The following is a 14,341-nucleotide window of genomic DNA, read 5'->3' as shown; positions in this document are numbered from 1 at the left end:
AGGCGATTCCATCGAGGTGCTCTACGCGATGGAAGACGAGAACGACCCGACCTCGGCGACCGAGATCATCTATACCGCGATCAACCTCAAGGGGAACGAGCGGCACTATTACCGGTTCCGCACCGATGACGACAAGGTCGTCGACTACTATGACGAGAACGGCAAGAGCGCGAAGAAATTCCTGATGCGCAAGCCGATGTCGCGCGGCCGCTTCCGCTCCGCCTTCGGCTATCGCCGCCATCCGATCCTTGGATACACCCGCCTGCACAAGGGCGTTGACTGGTCGGCCCCGCGCGGCACGCCGATCATGGCCTCGGGCAACGGCACCGTCGTCGAGGCAAAATGGAAGTCCGGCTATGGCCGCTGGATCAAGGTCCGCCACGCCAACGGCTACGAAACCGGCTACGCGCACCAGTCCGGCTTCGCCAAGGGCATCGCGGTCGGCCAGCAGGTCCGCCAGGGGCAGATCATCGGCTATGTCGGCTCGACCGGCCTGTCCACCGGCCCGCACCTGCACTACGAGGTGATGGTGAACGGTCGCCACGTCGATCCGCTGCGTATCCGCCTGCCGCGCGGGCGCGTTCTGACCGCGGAATACCTCACCGAGTTCAAGCGCGAGCAGCGCCACATCGATACGCTGGTCAACAAGGGCGCAACCTCGACCCGCGTCGCAACCTCGCAGTAACCCGCGCACCTCCACACCACGGCAACGCAAAAACGGCCCCGCACGTCGGGTGCCGGGCATTCCGCTGCTTGAATCCGCGCGCGTGCAACGCTATCCAGCCCTTTGCCGTCAAAGAAACCAGCATAAATCGCACCATTTTATTCAAATAAAACAACGGGCATTTCACGACAGCAACAGCAAAATTGTCCGATTTACGAAAAATTATCGATAAACAGCGACGATTTCCTCGGGTATTCAGCCGGGGAAAAAAGATGTTTGGGTTTAAATCGCTTAACACGACGATTATTGCCCTGATCGCCTGCATTGCCCTGACCTTCATCGGTCAGGCCGGCGCCGTCTTCTGGCAAAGCCAGAAACAGGTCGCCTTGATCGATCAGACCCGTGAAGAAGTAACAACCGCCGTCAACCAGGCGCTGCCGCTCGGCACGGCCATCAAGGCCATTCAGGTCGACGTCATCCAGGTTCAGCAATGGCTGACCGACATTTCCGCGACACGCGGCCAGGACGGCCTCAATGACGGTTTCGACGAAGCCGCAGGCTATGCCGAAAAATTCTCCAAGGATGTTGCCACCGCCATTGCGTTGGCCGACGCCATGCAGCGCACCGACATCAGCACCGCGCTGAAGAAGGCGCAGGAGTCGTTCGGCCCCTTTTACAGCGTCGGCAAAACCATGGCCGAAGCCTATGTCGCGGAAGGCCCCGCGGGCGGCAACAAGATGATGGCCTCATTCGACGAGGCCGCCGAAGCCATGTACGGCTCGCTCGAACCGTTGCTCGCCACCACCACGGAAGTAATCGATACCGCGACCGGGAACCTCACGGATCACATCGCCGAAGTCGAGGCGCGCGCGCATGACCAGCTCAGCTGGACCGCAATCGCCGGCGGCATCGTCGTCGCTCTTATCGTTGTTATCGCGGTGTTCCTGACCCGCTTTGTTTCGACCCCTCTCAAGCGCCTGGAGAAAATTCTCGGCAATCTTCAGTCCAGGGGTCGCGAGAAAGAGGTTCCCTATCTCACCCGCAAGGATGAAATCGGGGCAATCGCACGCGCTATCGGCACATTCTCCGACGCCATCGGCGACCGTGCACGCCTTGAGCAGGAACAGCATGCCATGCGCGAGGCGGCCGAGTCGGATCGCTGCGCCGCCATGCGCCAGTTGGCCGACGAGTTCGAAAAGAATGTCGGCATCGCCATCAGCCATCTTGAGTCGACCGCCGACGAACTCGTCTCCACCGGACGAAACGTTTCGCAGATCACCAGCGGTACGGTTACCGCAACCGAGGCTCTGGAAGAATCGGTCACGGAAACCTCGCACACCGTCGAATCCAACGCCGAAGCCGTTGCCCAGCTACGCGACAGCGTCCAGGGCGTGCGCCGTGAAGTCGACCATCAGACCAAGATGGCGCAGGAAGCGACCCGCACCGCGGAACATTCCAACAGCCAGGTCCGCAGTCTGATGGAAGTTGCCGACGGCATCGGAGAAATCATCAGCCTGATCTCCGGCATCGCCGAACAGACCAATCTGCTCGCCCTCAACGCCACCATCGAAGCGGCCCGCGCCGGTGAGGCCGGCAAGGGATTCGCCGTCGTCGCTTCGGAGGTGAAATCGCTGGCCAGCCAGACCGCCAAGGCGACCGAACAGATTTCCAGCCAGATCCAGAGCATGCAGGAGCAGACCGGCTCAAGCGTCGAGGCAATTCGCTCCGTGACGGAGCACATCGAGAAGATGAACGAGATCTCCCGCTCGATTTCCGAGGCCATCGAGGCGCAGATCGCCATCGCCGACGAAATCGACCGCTCGATGGCGGCCACCGTGTCGACGACCCACTCCGTGATCGATTCCGTGAAGCGCGTTTCCGGCGACGTCGGCGACACCCGCAATGCCGTATCGACGCTCGATCAGTCGACCGCCGGCATGTCGGATCAGATTCGCACGCTCTCCGGCTCGATGGCGCAGTTCCTCGGCACGATCCGCGCGCGGTAAGTTTCTCCAGCAAAAAACGCCGCCGGAGAGCCCCCGGCGGCGTTTTCTTTTCATGCAACGGCGATTTGATCAGGCCGCTTCCTGACCGGCTCCGACCGATTCGAAGTGCAGCCGGTCGGTACCGGCCGACACACGAACCTTCGCACCGTCCGCGATGTCACCGGCAAGGATTTTTTCGGCCAGCGGATCCTGAACGAATTTCTGGATCACCCGCTTCAGCGGCCGGGCGCCATAGACCGGATCGTAGCCCTTGGCGGCAAGCCAGGCGCGCGCCGCATCGTCGAGGTCGATCGTGATCTTGCGATCCTGTAGAAGCGCCTTGAGCCGCAACATCTGAATGTCGACGATCGCGCCCATCTGCGCCTTCTGCAGCCGGTGGAACAGAATGATGTCGTCGAGGCGGTTGAGGAATTCAGGCCGGAAACTGGCCTTCACCACACTCATCACGTCATCGCGCACCGCGTCGACATCCTGCCCCTCGGGCTGATTTGCCAGATATTCCGACCCCAGATTCGAGGTCAGGATGATCAGCGTGTTGCGGAAGTCGACCGTGCGGCCCTGACCGTCGGTCAGCCGGCCGTCGTCGAGCACCTGAAGCAGCACGTTGAAAACGTCCGGATGGGCCTTTTCGATCTCGTCGAACAGCACAACCTGATACGGCCGGCGCCGGACCGCTTCGGTCAGCGCGCCGCCCTCCTCGTAGCCGACATAGCCCGGAGGCGCGCCGATCAGCCGGGCGACCGAGTGCTTCTCCATGTATTCCGACATGTCGACGCGCACCATCGCCGCCTCGTCGTCGAACAGGAAGGTCGCGAGCGCCTTGGTCAGCTCGGTCTTGCCGACGCCGGTGGGGCCGAGGAACATGAACGAGCCGATCGGCCGGTTCGGATCCTGCAGGCCGGCCCGCGCGCGGCGAACCGCGGTTGAAACCGCATGCACGGCCTCTTCCTGACCAATCACGCGCTTGGCGAGTTCGTCTTCCATGCGCAAGAGCTTGTCGCGCTCGCCCTCGAGCATCTTGTCGACCGGTACGCCGGTCCAGCGCGACACGACCTGGGCGACGTGATCCGCCGTCACGGCCTCGTCGACCATGGTCTCGGCAGCTTCGCCGCCGCTCTCCTGCTCGGCCGCTTCGGTTTCGGCGAGCTTTTTCTCAAGGTCGGGAATGACGCCATAGGCAATCTGACCCGCCTTGGCGAGATCGCCCGAACGCTGCGCCTTTTCCAGATCGATTCGCGCCTCGTCGAGCGCGGCCTTGATCGACTGCGCACCGGCGAGCTTCTGCTTTTCCGCCTGCCAGCGCGCCGTCAGCCCGGCCGACTTCTCCTCGAGATCGGCCAGTTCTTTCTCGAGCCGTTCGAGACGGTCCTTGGAGGCCTGATCGGTCTCCTTCTTCAGCGCCTCACGCTCGATCTTGAGCTGGATGATGCGCCGGTCGAGTTCGTCGAGCTCTTCCGGTTTGGAATCGACCTGCATTCTGAGCCGCGCCGACGCCTCGTCGATAAGATCGATCGCCTTGTCCGGCAGGAACCGGTCGGTGATGTAGCGATTCGACAGGGTCGCGGCCGACACAATCGCCGAGTCGGTGATGCGCACGCCGTGATGCAGTTCGTACTTCTCTTTCAGGCCGCGCAGGATCGAGATCGTATCCTCGACCGTCGGCTCGGAAACGAACACCGGCTGGAACCGGCGGGCGAGTGCAGCGTCCTTTTCGACATGCTTGCGGTACTCGTCGAGCGTCGTCGCGCCGACGCAGTGCAGCTCGCCACGGGCCAGCATCGGCTTCAACAGGTTCGACGCATCCATCGAGCCTTCCGCCTTGCCGGCACCAACGAGCGTGTGCATCTCGTCGATGAACAGGATGATGCCGCCCTCGGCCGACTGCACCTCGGAAAGAACCGCTTTCAGCCGCTCCTCGAATTCGCCGCGATATTTCGCGCCCGCAATGAGCGAGCCCATGTCGAGAGCGAGCAGGCGCTTGTCCTTGAGGCTTTCCGGCACGTCGCCATTGACGATGCGCAGCGCCAGCCCCTCGGCAATCGCCGTCTTGCCGACGCCCGGCTCGCCGATCAGCACCGGATTGTTCTTGGTCCGCCGCGACAGGACCTGCATGGCGCGCCGGATTTCCTCGTCACGGCCGATCACCGGATCGAGCTTGCCGTCGCGCGCTGCCTGGGTCAGATCGCGGGCATATTTCTTCAGCGCGTCATAGCCCTGTTCGGCCGAAGCCGAATCGGCGGTGCGCCCCTTGCGGATTTCATTGATCGCCTGGTTCAGGCCCGTCGGCGTCACGCCCGCATCGGCGAGCATCTTTGACGTCGCGGCGGCCTTTTCCATGGCCAGCGCAAGCAACAGCCGTTCAACCGTGACAAAGGAATCGCCGGCCTTCTTGGCAAGCTCTTCCGCGGTGTCGAACACCTTGGCAACCGGCTGGCCGAGATAGAGCTGGCCGTCGCCGCCCGAGACCTTCGGCATCTTGTCGAGCGCCCGCTCGACCGCCTGCAGCGCATCCTTGGCGCGCCCGCCGGCGCGTTCGATCAAACCGGCGGCCATGCCCTCGGAATCGTCGAGCAGAACCTTCAGAATATGTTCCGGCGCGAATTGCTGGTGCCCGCGGGTCAGGGCCTGATTCTGCGCCGACTGAATGAAGCCGCGTGCCCGTTCGGTATATTTTTCGAAATTCATTTCGCAGTGCTCCTCAAGCCCGCCGGCTTCACCCGAAGCATGATCCCGACGTCGATGGATTACGCGTTATACAACGCCTGCAGCCCCCGATTGGCCGGCTGCACCCCCGATATAGTGATGCATTTTGGCAACAAAAGAGGTGACGACGCGTCGCAGCGAAAACGCTACACCAAAGCCGCACTCTGCGCCCGCGCCGATCACGAGGACCGATCATGCCGTCGACACCCGCCGCCCGTCTCGCCGCTCTCTACCGCTATCCCGTAAAGGGCCTGTCGGCCGAACAGCTCCAGGACGTCGCAGTGGAGGAAGGCGCCGTCTTCCCCTTCGACCGGGCCTACGCCATCGAATTTCGCGACTCGGGTTTCGATGAAGAAAACCCCCAGCATGTCAGCAAATCCAAATTCCTGCAGATGGCGCTGTTCAACGAACTGGCGCCGCTGAAGACGAGCGTTGATACGGCATCAAAGACCCTGACAGTGCGCACGCCGGAGGGAGAAATCGCTGTCGAGGCCAGCCTCGATACCCCGGAAGGCCGCCGGGCAATCGAGGATGCCTTCGCGAAACTGCTGAAATCGCCGCCGACGCGCCCGCTGCGCCTTGTTGCCGGCCGCACCATCGCGCTGACCGATCAGCGCCGCCCGCTGATCTCGCTGATCAATCTGGCAAGCGTCGCCGACCTCGGAAGCGCCATGGCGATGAACCTCGACCCCGCACGCTTTCGCGGCAACCTCTATATCGACGGCTGGGACGCATGGGCCGAGACCGGCCTCATCGGCAAGACGCTGCGCATCGGCGATGCCGAGTTCAGCGTAGAGAAAGCTATCGAGCGCTGCGTCGCGACCGAGCTCGATCTGGAAACCGGCACCCGCAACGCGCCTGTCCTCGACACGCTACGCGAGTGTTATGGCCATCTCGATTGCGGTATCTTCCTCGCCGTCACCAAGCCGGGCACCGTCCGCCCCGGCGATGAGGTGACGATCCTCGGCTGAGCCTTCCCCACAAACGACAACGGCCGGACAAAAGGCCCGGCCGTTGAATATCTCAATCCGCAAAAAGCGACGGTCAGGCGTCGCTCGTCGCGGCTTCCCCGGAAGCCGGCGCCGCCTCGTCGCTGGCGCTTGATTTACGGCTGCGACGGGCACGCGCCGGAGCAGCTTCCGCGGCTTCCGCAGCTTCTGCGACGTCTTCACCGCTTGCGCTCTCGTCGTCACCTTCGCCGCGCACAGGCTTGGTGCGGCTGCCGCGACCGCGGCTGCCGCGAGCACGACGCTTCGGCTTGCCGCTCTCGTCCTCGTCGGCCTCGACCGACACCTCTGCGGGCACCTCGGCGGGCGCCTCGCTCGGCTCAGCCGCAACATCCTTGCCGTTGGCGCCGTTTTCCGGCACGCCTTCGGCTTCGTCGACCTCGGCGGGTTTCGCTCCGTTGCGGCCGCGCCGGCTGCTGCCATTGGCGCCCTTGGCCTCGATGCCGGGCATTCCGTCGACGAAAGGCTGCGGCGCATCCGGCGCAATCACCGGCGCGCGACTACGCCCCTGCTGCGAACCGGACCGGGGGGCCTGGGTCTGGGCCTGCGTCTCGTCGTCCGATGCCATATCGTCGGTACGATCGTCATCGCGTTGCGGAACGGCGTTCTGGCCCTGAGCCGCGGCAATGATGCGGAAGTAATGCTCTGCGTGCTGCAGATAGTTTTCCGCAATGATCCGGTCGCCGGACGCCTGAGAGTCACGCGCGAGCTGAACGTATTTCTCCGCCACATGCATGGCCGTACCGCGGATTTTCACGTCCGGGCCATTGGACTCATACGTTCTCGACAGCGGATTGGAGGGCTTGCGGCTCCGTCCACGCATCCGCTTGTTCTGATTATTCTGCCTCATTAGCCGTTTCTCTTCCGGGAAGAATTGCCTGGATCGGGAGGTCGAACCAAGAACCCTGATTCCCGAATGCCATCTGGACCGTTCGGTTAAAGACGTCGAACGAAATTGCGCTAAGGTCTCCAAGTATCCATCGGTCGCATCCGACCGACCGTTTTACAGTCGGGGTCAAACGCTTTTGCCGATTTTCAGCAGACCGAGAGGAGCACGGATGATCTAACAAAGGTGGCTATCACCTGCAAGACCCGTCGAAACGCCCTGGATCACGTTTCGTTTGCGAGCCGGTCATCACCTCCGTGCGTCGGCGCACCGAAACTAGCCGGTTCGCCCGCTATTTCCAAGGGTTATTTTAATAGGCCGCCCCTTTTGCCATCGCTCTACGCAATCACACGAAGTGCGCCCACAGGACGCGATCATGGCCGGAAAGGTCCGGGCGATGGCCCGAAACGATCAATCCGGCGTTCGTAAAGATGTCCGCCACATCGCTACGCTGCTCAGCGCCGAATTCGACGGCCACGCAACCGCCCGGCGCGAGCAGACGTCGACAGTCGCCGGCAAGCACCCGGTAGGCAGCGAGCCCGTCGGCACCGCCGTCGAGCGCAAGACGCGGATCGTGCTCGCGCACCTCGCGAGAAAGTCCATCGAGCTCGGCCGTGGCGATATAGGGCGGATTGGAGACGAGGTAGTCGAGACCGCCGGCAAGCCCTGCCCCATAATCTGCCCGGACGAACGCCGCGCGCTCCGCGACACCCACCGCCGCCGCATTTTCCCGCGCGGTCAGAAGAGCACTCATCGCCAGATCGACACCGATACCGAACGCATTGGGCAACTCACGCAACAGCGCAATCAGGATCGCGCCCGAACCGGTGCCGATATCGGCAATCGTCAACGGCCGGTCCCGGCCGCCGGTGGCCGCGATATCGTCCAGCACGGCCTCGACCAGAATCTCCGTATCCGGGCGAGGCTCAAGGGTCCCGTCCGAGAGCACGAGTTCGAAATCCCAGAAGCCGCGCCGCCCGAGAATCCGGCCAACCGGCTCGCGCGCCAGCCGCCGTTCGACAAGGCCGCCGAACGTCGTCTGCGCTGCATCGTCGAGCGCGTCGTCATGGTGCAGAACGAGCCGGCCCGGTTCGGTGCCAAGAACGCTTGCCAGCAACAGGCGGGCGTCGAGATCGGGCGTATCGAGCCCCGCCGCGACAAAGGCGTCGCGGGCCCGGCGCCATGCCGCTCCGACTGTCGTCACGCTCAAGCGGCGTCCTCGACGTCGGACAGCAACTTTGCCTGATGATCGGTGACCAGCGCATCGACCATCTCGTCGAGTGCTTCGCCGGCGAGAATTTCGTTCAGCTTGTAGAGCGTCAGCCCGATGCGGTGATCGGTCACCCGGCCCTGCGGGAAATTGTAGGTGCGGATGCGTTCCGACCGGTCGCCGGTGCCGACCTGAGTGCGGCGCGACTCGGCCCGCTCGTTGGCCAGCCGCGAGCGCTCCATGTCGAACAGCCGCGCGCGCAGGATCTGCATCGCCCGCGCCCGGTTCTGGTGCTGCGATTTTTCCGCCTGCACGACGATGATGCCGGTCGGGATGTGAGTAATGCGCACCGCCGAGTCGGTGGTGTTGACGTGCTGCCCGCCGGCGCCCGAGGCGCGCATCGTGTCGATGCGAATATCCTCGTTGCGGATCTCGATATCGACGTCCTGCGCTTCGGGAAGCACCGCTACGGTCGCCGCCGAAGTGTGGATACGGCCGCTCGATTCGGTCGAGGGAACGCGCTGCACCCGATGCACGCCCGACTCGAATTTCATCCGCGCGAACACTCCGCTGCCCGAGATGTTGGCGATGATTTCCTTGTAGCCGCCGGCGTCGCCATCGCTGGCCGAAAGCACCTCGACCTTCCAGCCCTTGATTGCCGCGTAGCGCTCGTACATGCGGAACAGATCGCCGGCGAACAGCGCCGCCTCGTCGCCGCCGGTGCCGGCGCGGACTTCGAGGATCGCACTCTTCTCGTCCGCCGCATCCTTCGGCAGCAGCGCGATCTGCAACCGCTCGACAAGATCCTCGACGGACTCTTCGACCTCCGGCATCTCCATCTCGGCCATCTCGCGCATTTCCGCGTCGGTGTCCGGCGTTTCGATCAGCTCCTCCAGATCGGCCAGTTCCGCCTTCTTGCTGTTCAGCTCACGAACCATCGCCGCGATCGGTTCCAGCTCGGCATATTCCCGCGACAGCTTCACGTAGGTTTCTGGATCCGGATTCGACGCCATCTTCGATTCGATGCTTTCGAAGCGGGCAATCAGGCTGTCGAGTTTTTCTTGTGCGATCATGAAGGAACCTGTCGGCTGAACGGGGATTGGAACTGGCTGCAGCAAAACGGCTGATTGCGGCAGCTACAGCGGGATCCCGTGCGAGTCAGCATAATGCTTGATGAAGGAACGGATATCGCCGCGCGCGTGCGAATCTTCAAGCCTCGTCAGCAACTCGCCTTCGAAGTCGCCCGCATCGAGCTTGCGCAGCATCGCCTTCACCGGCCCGATCGAGGCCGGCGCCATTGAGAGATTGCGGAAGCCGATACCGATCAACGCCATTGCTTCCAGTGTGCGTCCGCCGATCTCGCCGCATAGCGATACCGGCACATCGGCTCTTGCGGCACAGACGATGATCTTGCGCAGGGCGCGCAGGAACGACAGCGACAGCGGATCGAACCGGTCGGCCACCTGCGGATTACTGCGGTCTGACGCGGTGACGAAGTGGAACAGATCGTTCGAACCGATCGAGGCGAAGTCGACCTCCGAGAACAGCTCGTCGAGCTCGAACAGCAGCGCCGGCACCTCGATCATCACGCCGAGACGCACCACGACCGGCGTTTCGTGCTCGTGGCCGATCAGGTGCTGTTTCTCACGCTCGACGATTTCGCGCGCCCGGCGGAATTCGTTGACCTCGGTCACCATCGGGAACATGAGATTGAGTTCGCGCCCGGCCGCCGCGCGCAGCATCGAGCGGATCTGCGTGCGCATCAGCCCCGGCCGGTCGAGCCCAAGGCGGATCGCCCGCCAGCCCATTGCCGGGTTTTCCTCCTGGATCGAGCGCAGATAGGGCAGCACCTTGTCGCCGCCGATATCGAGCGAACGGAAGGTCACCGGTCGCGGACCCGCGGCATCGAGAACCTGGCGATACAGGTTCATCTGCTCGCGCATGCGCGGAAACGTCGTCGAGATCATGAACGGCAGTTCGGTGCGGAACAGCCCGATGCCGTCGGCACCCGACTCGTCGATATGCGGCAGGTCGACCAGCAGACCGGCATTGAGCATCAACGGGATCGCCTGTCCGTCGCGGGTGATCGACGGGCGACCGCGCAGCCGCTTGTACTGAGCCTGCCGGCGCGCGCGAAACTTGACCTTTTCACCATAGGCGCGTTCGACATCCGGCGGCGGCCGCAGGTGCACATGCCCCGACACGCCGTCGAGGATGATCGCGTCACCCGCCTCGCACAGCGACGTGATGCCGAGCACCTGTCCGACGGTTGGAATACCAAGCGCCCGGGCCACGATGGTGACGTGGCTCATCGGCCCGCCTTCTTCCAGCACCAGACCGCGCACACGCGCCCTGTCGTAGTCGAGCAGTTCCGCCGCGCCCATGTTTCGCGCGATGATCAGCGCGTCCTTCGGAACGGCCTCCAGATCGACATCGTCGAGCGGCGTGCCGACAAGCGAGCGCAGCAGCCGGTTGGCGAGATCGTCGAGATCGTGCAGCCGCTCGCGCAAATACGGATCGGTCTGGCGTAGCATGCGGGCACGGGTATCGTTCTGCACCTTTTCGACCGCCGCCTCGGCGGTCAGACCGTTGCGCACCGCCTCTTCCATGCGCCTGACCCAGCCGCGGTCGTAGGCGAACATCCGGTAGGCCTCGAGCACGTCGCGGTGCTCGCCATGCTGGCCGAGATCGCCGCGGTCGAGCATGTCGTCGATCGACAGCCGCAACCGGTCGACCGCCGACTGCAGCCGCTCCAGTTCGCGGTCCATGTCCTCGGCGATCAGATTGGTGACCACCACCCGCGGCTCGTGCAGCACCACATGACCAAGGCCGATGCCATCCGAGAGCGGCAGCCCCTCGACCTGCATCGACCGGCGCAGGTCGAGCTGCTGGCCGACCGGCGAGACCCCGGTGAAGACACCGGTCGCCGCCATTTCGGCAATGACCATCGCCGTCGTCTGAAGCGCCTCGATCTCCTCATCGGTGTAGGCGCGCTGCGCCCGGTTCTGCACAACGAGGACGCCGAGCGTGCGACCGGCGCGCAGGATCGGCACGCCGAGGAAGGAGTGATAGACCTCTTCGCCGGTCTCCGGCTTGTAGGCAAAGGCGGGATGGGTCTGGGCGTCGGACAGCGACAGCGTCTTCGCCTCGGCGGCGATCAGGCCGACCAGGCCCTCACCGACGCGCAGGCTCGTCTGGTGGACGGCGGCGCGGTTGAGACCTTCGGTGGCAAACAGTTCCAATACGCCGTCGGCCCGCAGGAAATATACCGAGCAGACTTCCGCGACCATGTTGGCCGCGATGAGAACAACGATCTTGTCGAGCCGTTCCTGCGGACTGATCGGCTCCGCCATGACCTCGCGGAGACGACGAAGCAGCAGCCGTGGGCCGGCGAGGGAACCCCGCATCGTTTACCCATTCCCTGGCGCCGCGAGCGATCAGATTCGCTTCACGAGAAATCCGAAGCGTCGTGTGACAGGAGACGCCGCGCCTCACCCCTGTCCGTCGAGATCGTATACCGAATGCAAAGTCCGCACCGCAAGCTCGGTATAGGCGGCCTCGATCAGAACGGAGATTTTGATTTCCGAAGTGGTGATCGCAAGAATGTTGATATTGCGCTCGGCAAGCGCGCGGAACGCATCGGCGGCAACGCCGGCGTGGCTGCGCATACCGATGCCGATTACCGACACCTTGACCACGTCCTTGCGGCCTTCGAGGATCTCGTAGCCGATCTCCGCGCGCGCCTCTTCGATGACACCGATCGCCCGCTCGTAATCCGATTCCGGCACGGTGAAGGTGATGTCGGCGGTCGAACCGTCCGACGATACGTTCTGGACGATCATGTCGACGTTGAAATGGTGATCGGCGAGACGCACGAACACACCGGCGGCGACGCCGGGACGATCCGGCACCCGGCGGATGGAGATCTGCGCCTCGTCCTTGGAATAGGCGATACCGGTAACGACCTGCTGTTCCACGATCTCTTCCTCGTCACAAATAAGGGTGCCCGGCGGCATGTTGCCGACGCCGACCTGCGGCGCGTCCGGATCGTCGAAGCTCGAGCGCACGAACACGCGCACCCCATGCACCATCGCCAGTTCGACCGAGCGCACCTGCAGAACCTTGGCGCCGAGCGAAGCCATCTCCAGCATTTCCTCGAACGCCACCCGGTCGAGGCGGCGCGCCTTCTGCACGATGCGCGGATCGGTCGTGTAGACGCCGTCGACGTCGGTGTAGATGTCGCAACGGTCGGCGTTGATCGCGGCGGCGATCGCCACCGCGCTGGTGTCCGAACCGCCGCGCCCGAGCGTCGCGATGCGATTATCGGGACCAATGCCCTGGAACCCCGCGACCACGGCGACCTGGCCCTGCGACAGCCGCTCGATCAGCCTGTCGCCCTTGATCTCCATGATCCGCGCTGCGCCATGCGCGTCGTCGGTCTCGATAGCGATCTGCCAACCCTGCCAGGAACGCGCCTCGATCCCCATCGACTGCAGCACCAGCGCCAGCAGACCGGAGGTCACCTGCTCGCCCGACGCGACGACCGCATCGTACTCGCGCGCATCATGCAGCGGCGCCGCCTCGCGGCACAGGCCGACAAGCTTGTTGGTTTCGCCGGACATCGCCGACACCACGACGGCAACCTCGTTGCCGGCGTCGACCTCGCGCTTCACATGCCGCGCGACATTGCGAATACGGTCGAGATCGGCAACCGACGTGCCACCGAATTTCATTACCAGACGCGCCATGGGACACGTTACTCACGGTTTTCGTGGCCGGGACCGGCCGAGAGCCTTTGCGAACAAAGGAGCGATTGGCGGCATTCCATACAAAGAACCGCGCCCGCCTGCAACGGTCAACACGCGTTCGATGACTTGACAAGGCCCGAACCGGGCGAGAACTAATCAGCATAGAACGCGCCCGCCGGCGGCATTGCCCGGGCGGCGAACCCAGATCCCGAAAGGCGACATCATGTCCAGCGATCCCAACAAAAGCGGCGCCACCGTCGATGCAAGCGAGGTCGCGCGCTTCTCGGCCATGGCCGACCAGTGGTGGGATCCGACCGGCAAGTTCCGCCCGCTGCACCAGCTCAACCCGGTGCGCCTCGCCTACATCAAGGAAGCGGCATCACGCCAGTTCGACCGCGACGTCAACGATCCGCAGGCGCTCAAGGGTCTGCGCGTGCTCGACATTGGCTGCGGCGGCGGCCTGTTGAGCGAACCGATGGCCCGGCTTGGCGCCACCGTCGTCGGCGCCGACCCCTCGCCGACCAATATCGAGATCGCCCGCCTGCATTCGGCGCGCTCCGGCCTTGAGATCGATTTCCGGGCAACCGATGCCGAAAGCCTCGCCGCGGACGGCGAGACATTCGACATCGTGCTCAACATGGAAGTGGTCGAGCACGTCGCCGACGTGCCGCTGTTCCTCAACACCTGCGCCGAGATGGTCCGCCCCGGCGGATTGATGTTCGTTGCGACCATGAACCGCACCCTGAAAGCCTATGCGCTCGCCATTGTCGGCGCGGAATACATTTTGCGCTGGCTGCCACGCGGCACACACCAGTGGGACAAGTTCCTGCGGCCCGATGAACTGGAGTCGATGCTGACGTCGGCAGGTCTCGTCGTCGACGACATGAGCGGCATTTCCTTCGATCCGCTTCGCGATAACTGGCGCAGAACCGCCAATCTCGACGTCAATTACATGCTCTCGACGCACAAGCCGCGCTAGCCCGTCAAGCAAATCTGACGCTACGTAATATTCGGAGCATTAATTCCTAGAGTTGGCCGCGTCAGTTACCTTTGGGAATACTTTGCCGGCGCAATTCCAAAGAAAACCCCCGACTTTCCCGGGACTGTATAGTTAAGG

General features: G+C 63.6%; 10 protein-coding genes (1 of these 10 cut by a window edge). 4 read left to right on the top strand and 6 right to left on the bottom strand.

Annotated elements, in window-relative coordinates:
- Both C0606_10755 and C0606_10750 read left to right on the top strand, forming a co-directional pair.
- Window positions 1–685 carry the 3' portion of a M23 family peptidase gene (locus C0606_10755; protein PLX38653.1) on the top strand. It extends 1,289 nt beyond the left edge of the window, so the window shows 685 of its 1,974 coding nt (coding positions 1,290–1,974); its start codon lies beyond the left edge, outside the window; the stop codon is at window positions 683–685.
- A 251-nt stretch (window positions 686–936) separates the two neighbouring features.
- Window positions 937–2,670 (top strand): hypothetical protein, encoded by a 1,734-nt coding sequence (locus C0606_10750; GenBank protein ID PLX38652.1) that lies wholly within the window; start codon window positions 937–939, stop codon window positions 2,668–2,670.
- Between the two features lie 69 nt (window positions 2,671–2,739).
- On the opposite strand, the gene clpB is transcribed toward C0606_10750, so the two are convergent.
- A complete protein-coding gene (gene clpB / locus C0606_10745) occupies window positions 2,740–5,355 on the bottom strand; it encodes an ATP-dependent chaperone ClpB (protein PLX38651.1) in 2,616 nt (871 codons plus the stop codon).
- Window positions 5,356–5,567: 212 nt separating this feature from the next.
- Here clpB and C0606_10740 point away from each other — a divergent pair, with 212 nt between their 5' ends.
- Window positions 5,568–6,344, top strand: a complete 777-nt coding sequence (locus tag C0606_10740) for an MOSC domain-containing protein (GenBank protein ID PLX38650.1) — start codon at window positions 5,568–5,570, stop codon at window positions 6,342–6,344.
- A 73-nt stretch (window positions 6,345–6,417) separates the two neighbouring features.
- Here C0606_10740 and C0606_10735 read toward each other — a convergent pair whose 3' ends face one another.
- From C0606_10735 to C0606_10715, 5 genes are all read right to left on the bottom strand, one after another.
- Window positions 6,418–7,230, bottom strand: coding sequence for a DUF4167 domain-containing protein (locus C0606_10735; protein ID PLX38649.1), 813 nt, complete (start codon window positions 7,228–7,230; stop codon window positions 6,418–6,420).
- Between the two features lie 382 nt (window positions 7,231–7,612).
- On the bottom strand, window positions 7,613–8,470 hold the full coding sequence (prmC, locus tag C0606_10730) for a peptide chain release factor N(5)-glutamine methyltransferase (GenBank protein ID PLX38648.1): 858 nt from the start codon (window positions 8,468–8,470) through the stop codon (window positions 7,613–7,615).
- Between the two features lie 2 nt (window positions 8,471–8,472).
- On the bottom strand, window positions 8,473–9,549 hold the full coding sequence (locus C0606_10725) for a peptide chain release factor 1 (protein ID PLX38647.1): 1,077 nt from the start codon (window positions 9,547–9,549) through the stop codon (window positions 8,473–8,475).
- A 63-nt stretch (window positions 9,550–9,612) separates the two neighbouring features.
- Window positions 9,613–11,883: a phosphoenolpyruvate--protein phosphotransferase gene (gene ptsP, locus C0606_10720; GenBank protein ID PLX38646.1), complete on the bottom strand. Its 2,271-nt coding sequence runs from the start codon at window positions 11,881–11,883 to the stop codon at window positions 9,613–9,615.
- 84 nt (window positions 11,884–11,967) lie between these two features.
- The gene (locus C0606_10715; GenBank protein ID PLX38645.1) at window positions 11,968–13,224 is read right to left on the bottom strand and encodes an aspartate kinase; all 1,257 of its coding nucleotides are present in this window, start codon (window positions 13,222–13,224) and stop codon (window positions 11,968–11,970) included.
- 223 nt (window positions 13,225–13,447) lie between these two features.
- On the opposite strand from C0606_10715, the gene C0606_10710 reads away from it, so the two are divergent.
- Window positions 13,448–14,203, top strand: coding sequence for a bifunctional 3-demethylubiquinol 3-O-methyltransferase/2-polyprenyl-6-hydroxyphenol methylase (locus C0606_10710; GenBank protein PLX38644.1), 756 nt, complete (start codon window positions 13,448–13,450; stop codon window positions 14,201–14,203).
- Window positions 14,204–14,341 lie beyond the last annotated feature (138 nt).

This window comes from Hyphomicrobiales bacterium (assembly GCA_002869065.1).
In the GTDB taxonomy this organism is placed as follows: domain Bacteria; phylum Pseudomonadota; class Alphaproteobacteria; order Rhizobiales; family Rhodobiaceae; genus Rhodobium.
Note: the sequence above shows the minus strand (reverse complement) of the source record. Positions and strands in the feature narration are given on the sequence as shown.

Bases quoted from the DNA above. Each gene is read 5' to 3' on its own strand.
- C0606_10750 (PLX38652.1), top strand. From the start codon at position 937: ATGTTTGGGTTTAAATCGCTTAACACGACGATTATTGCCCTGATCGCC.
- clpB (PLX38651.1), bottom strand. From the start codon at position 5,355: ATGAATTTCGAAAAATATACCGAACGGGCACGCGGCTTCATTCAGTCG.
- C0606_10740 (PLX38650.1), top strand. From the start codon at position 5,568: ATGCCGTCGACACCCGCCGCCCGTCTCGCCGCTCTCTACCGCTATCCC.
- C0606_10735 (PLX38649.1), bottom strand. From the start codon at position 7,230: ATGAGGCAGAATAATCAGAACAAGCGGATGCGTGGACGGAGCCGCAAG.
- C0606_10725 (PLX38647.1), bottom strand. From the start codon at position 9,549: ATGATCGCACAAGAAAAACTCGACAGCCTGATTGCCCGCTTCGAAAGC.
- ptsP (PLX38646.1), bottom strand. From the start codon at position 11,883: ATGCGGGGTTCCCTCGCCGGCCCACGGCTGCTGCTTCGTCGTCTCCGC.
- C0606_10715 (PLX38645.1), bottom strand. From the start codon at position 13,224: ATGGCGCGTCTGGTAATGAAATTCGGTGGCACGTCGGTTGCCGATCTC.
- C0606_10710 (PLX38644.1), top strand. From the start codon at position 13,448: ATGTCCAGCGATCCCAACAAAAGCGGCGCCACCGTCGATGCAAGCGAG.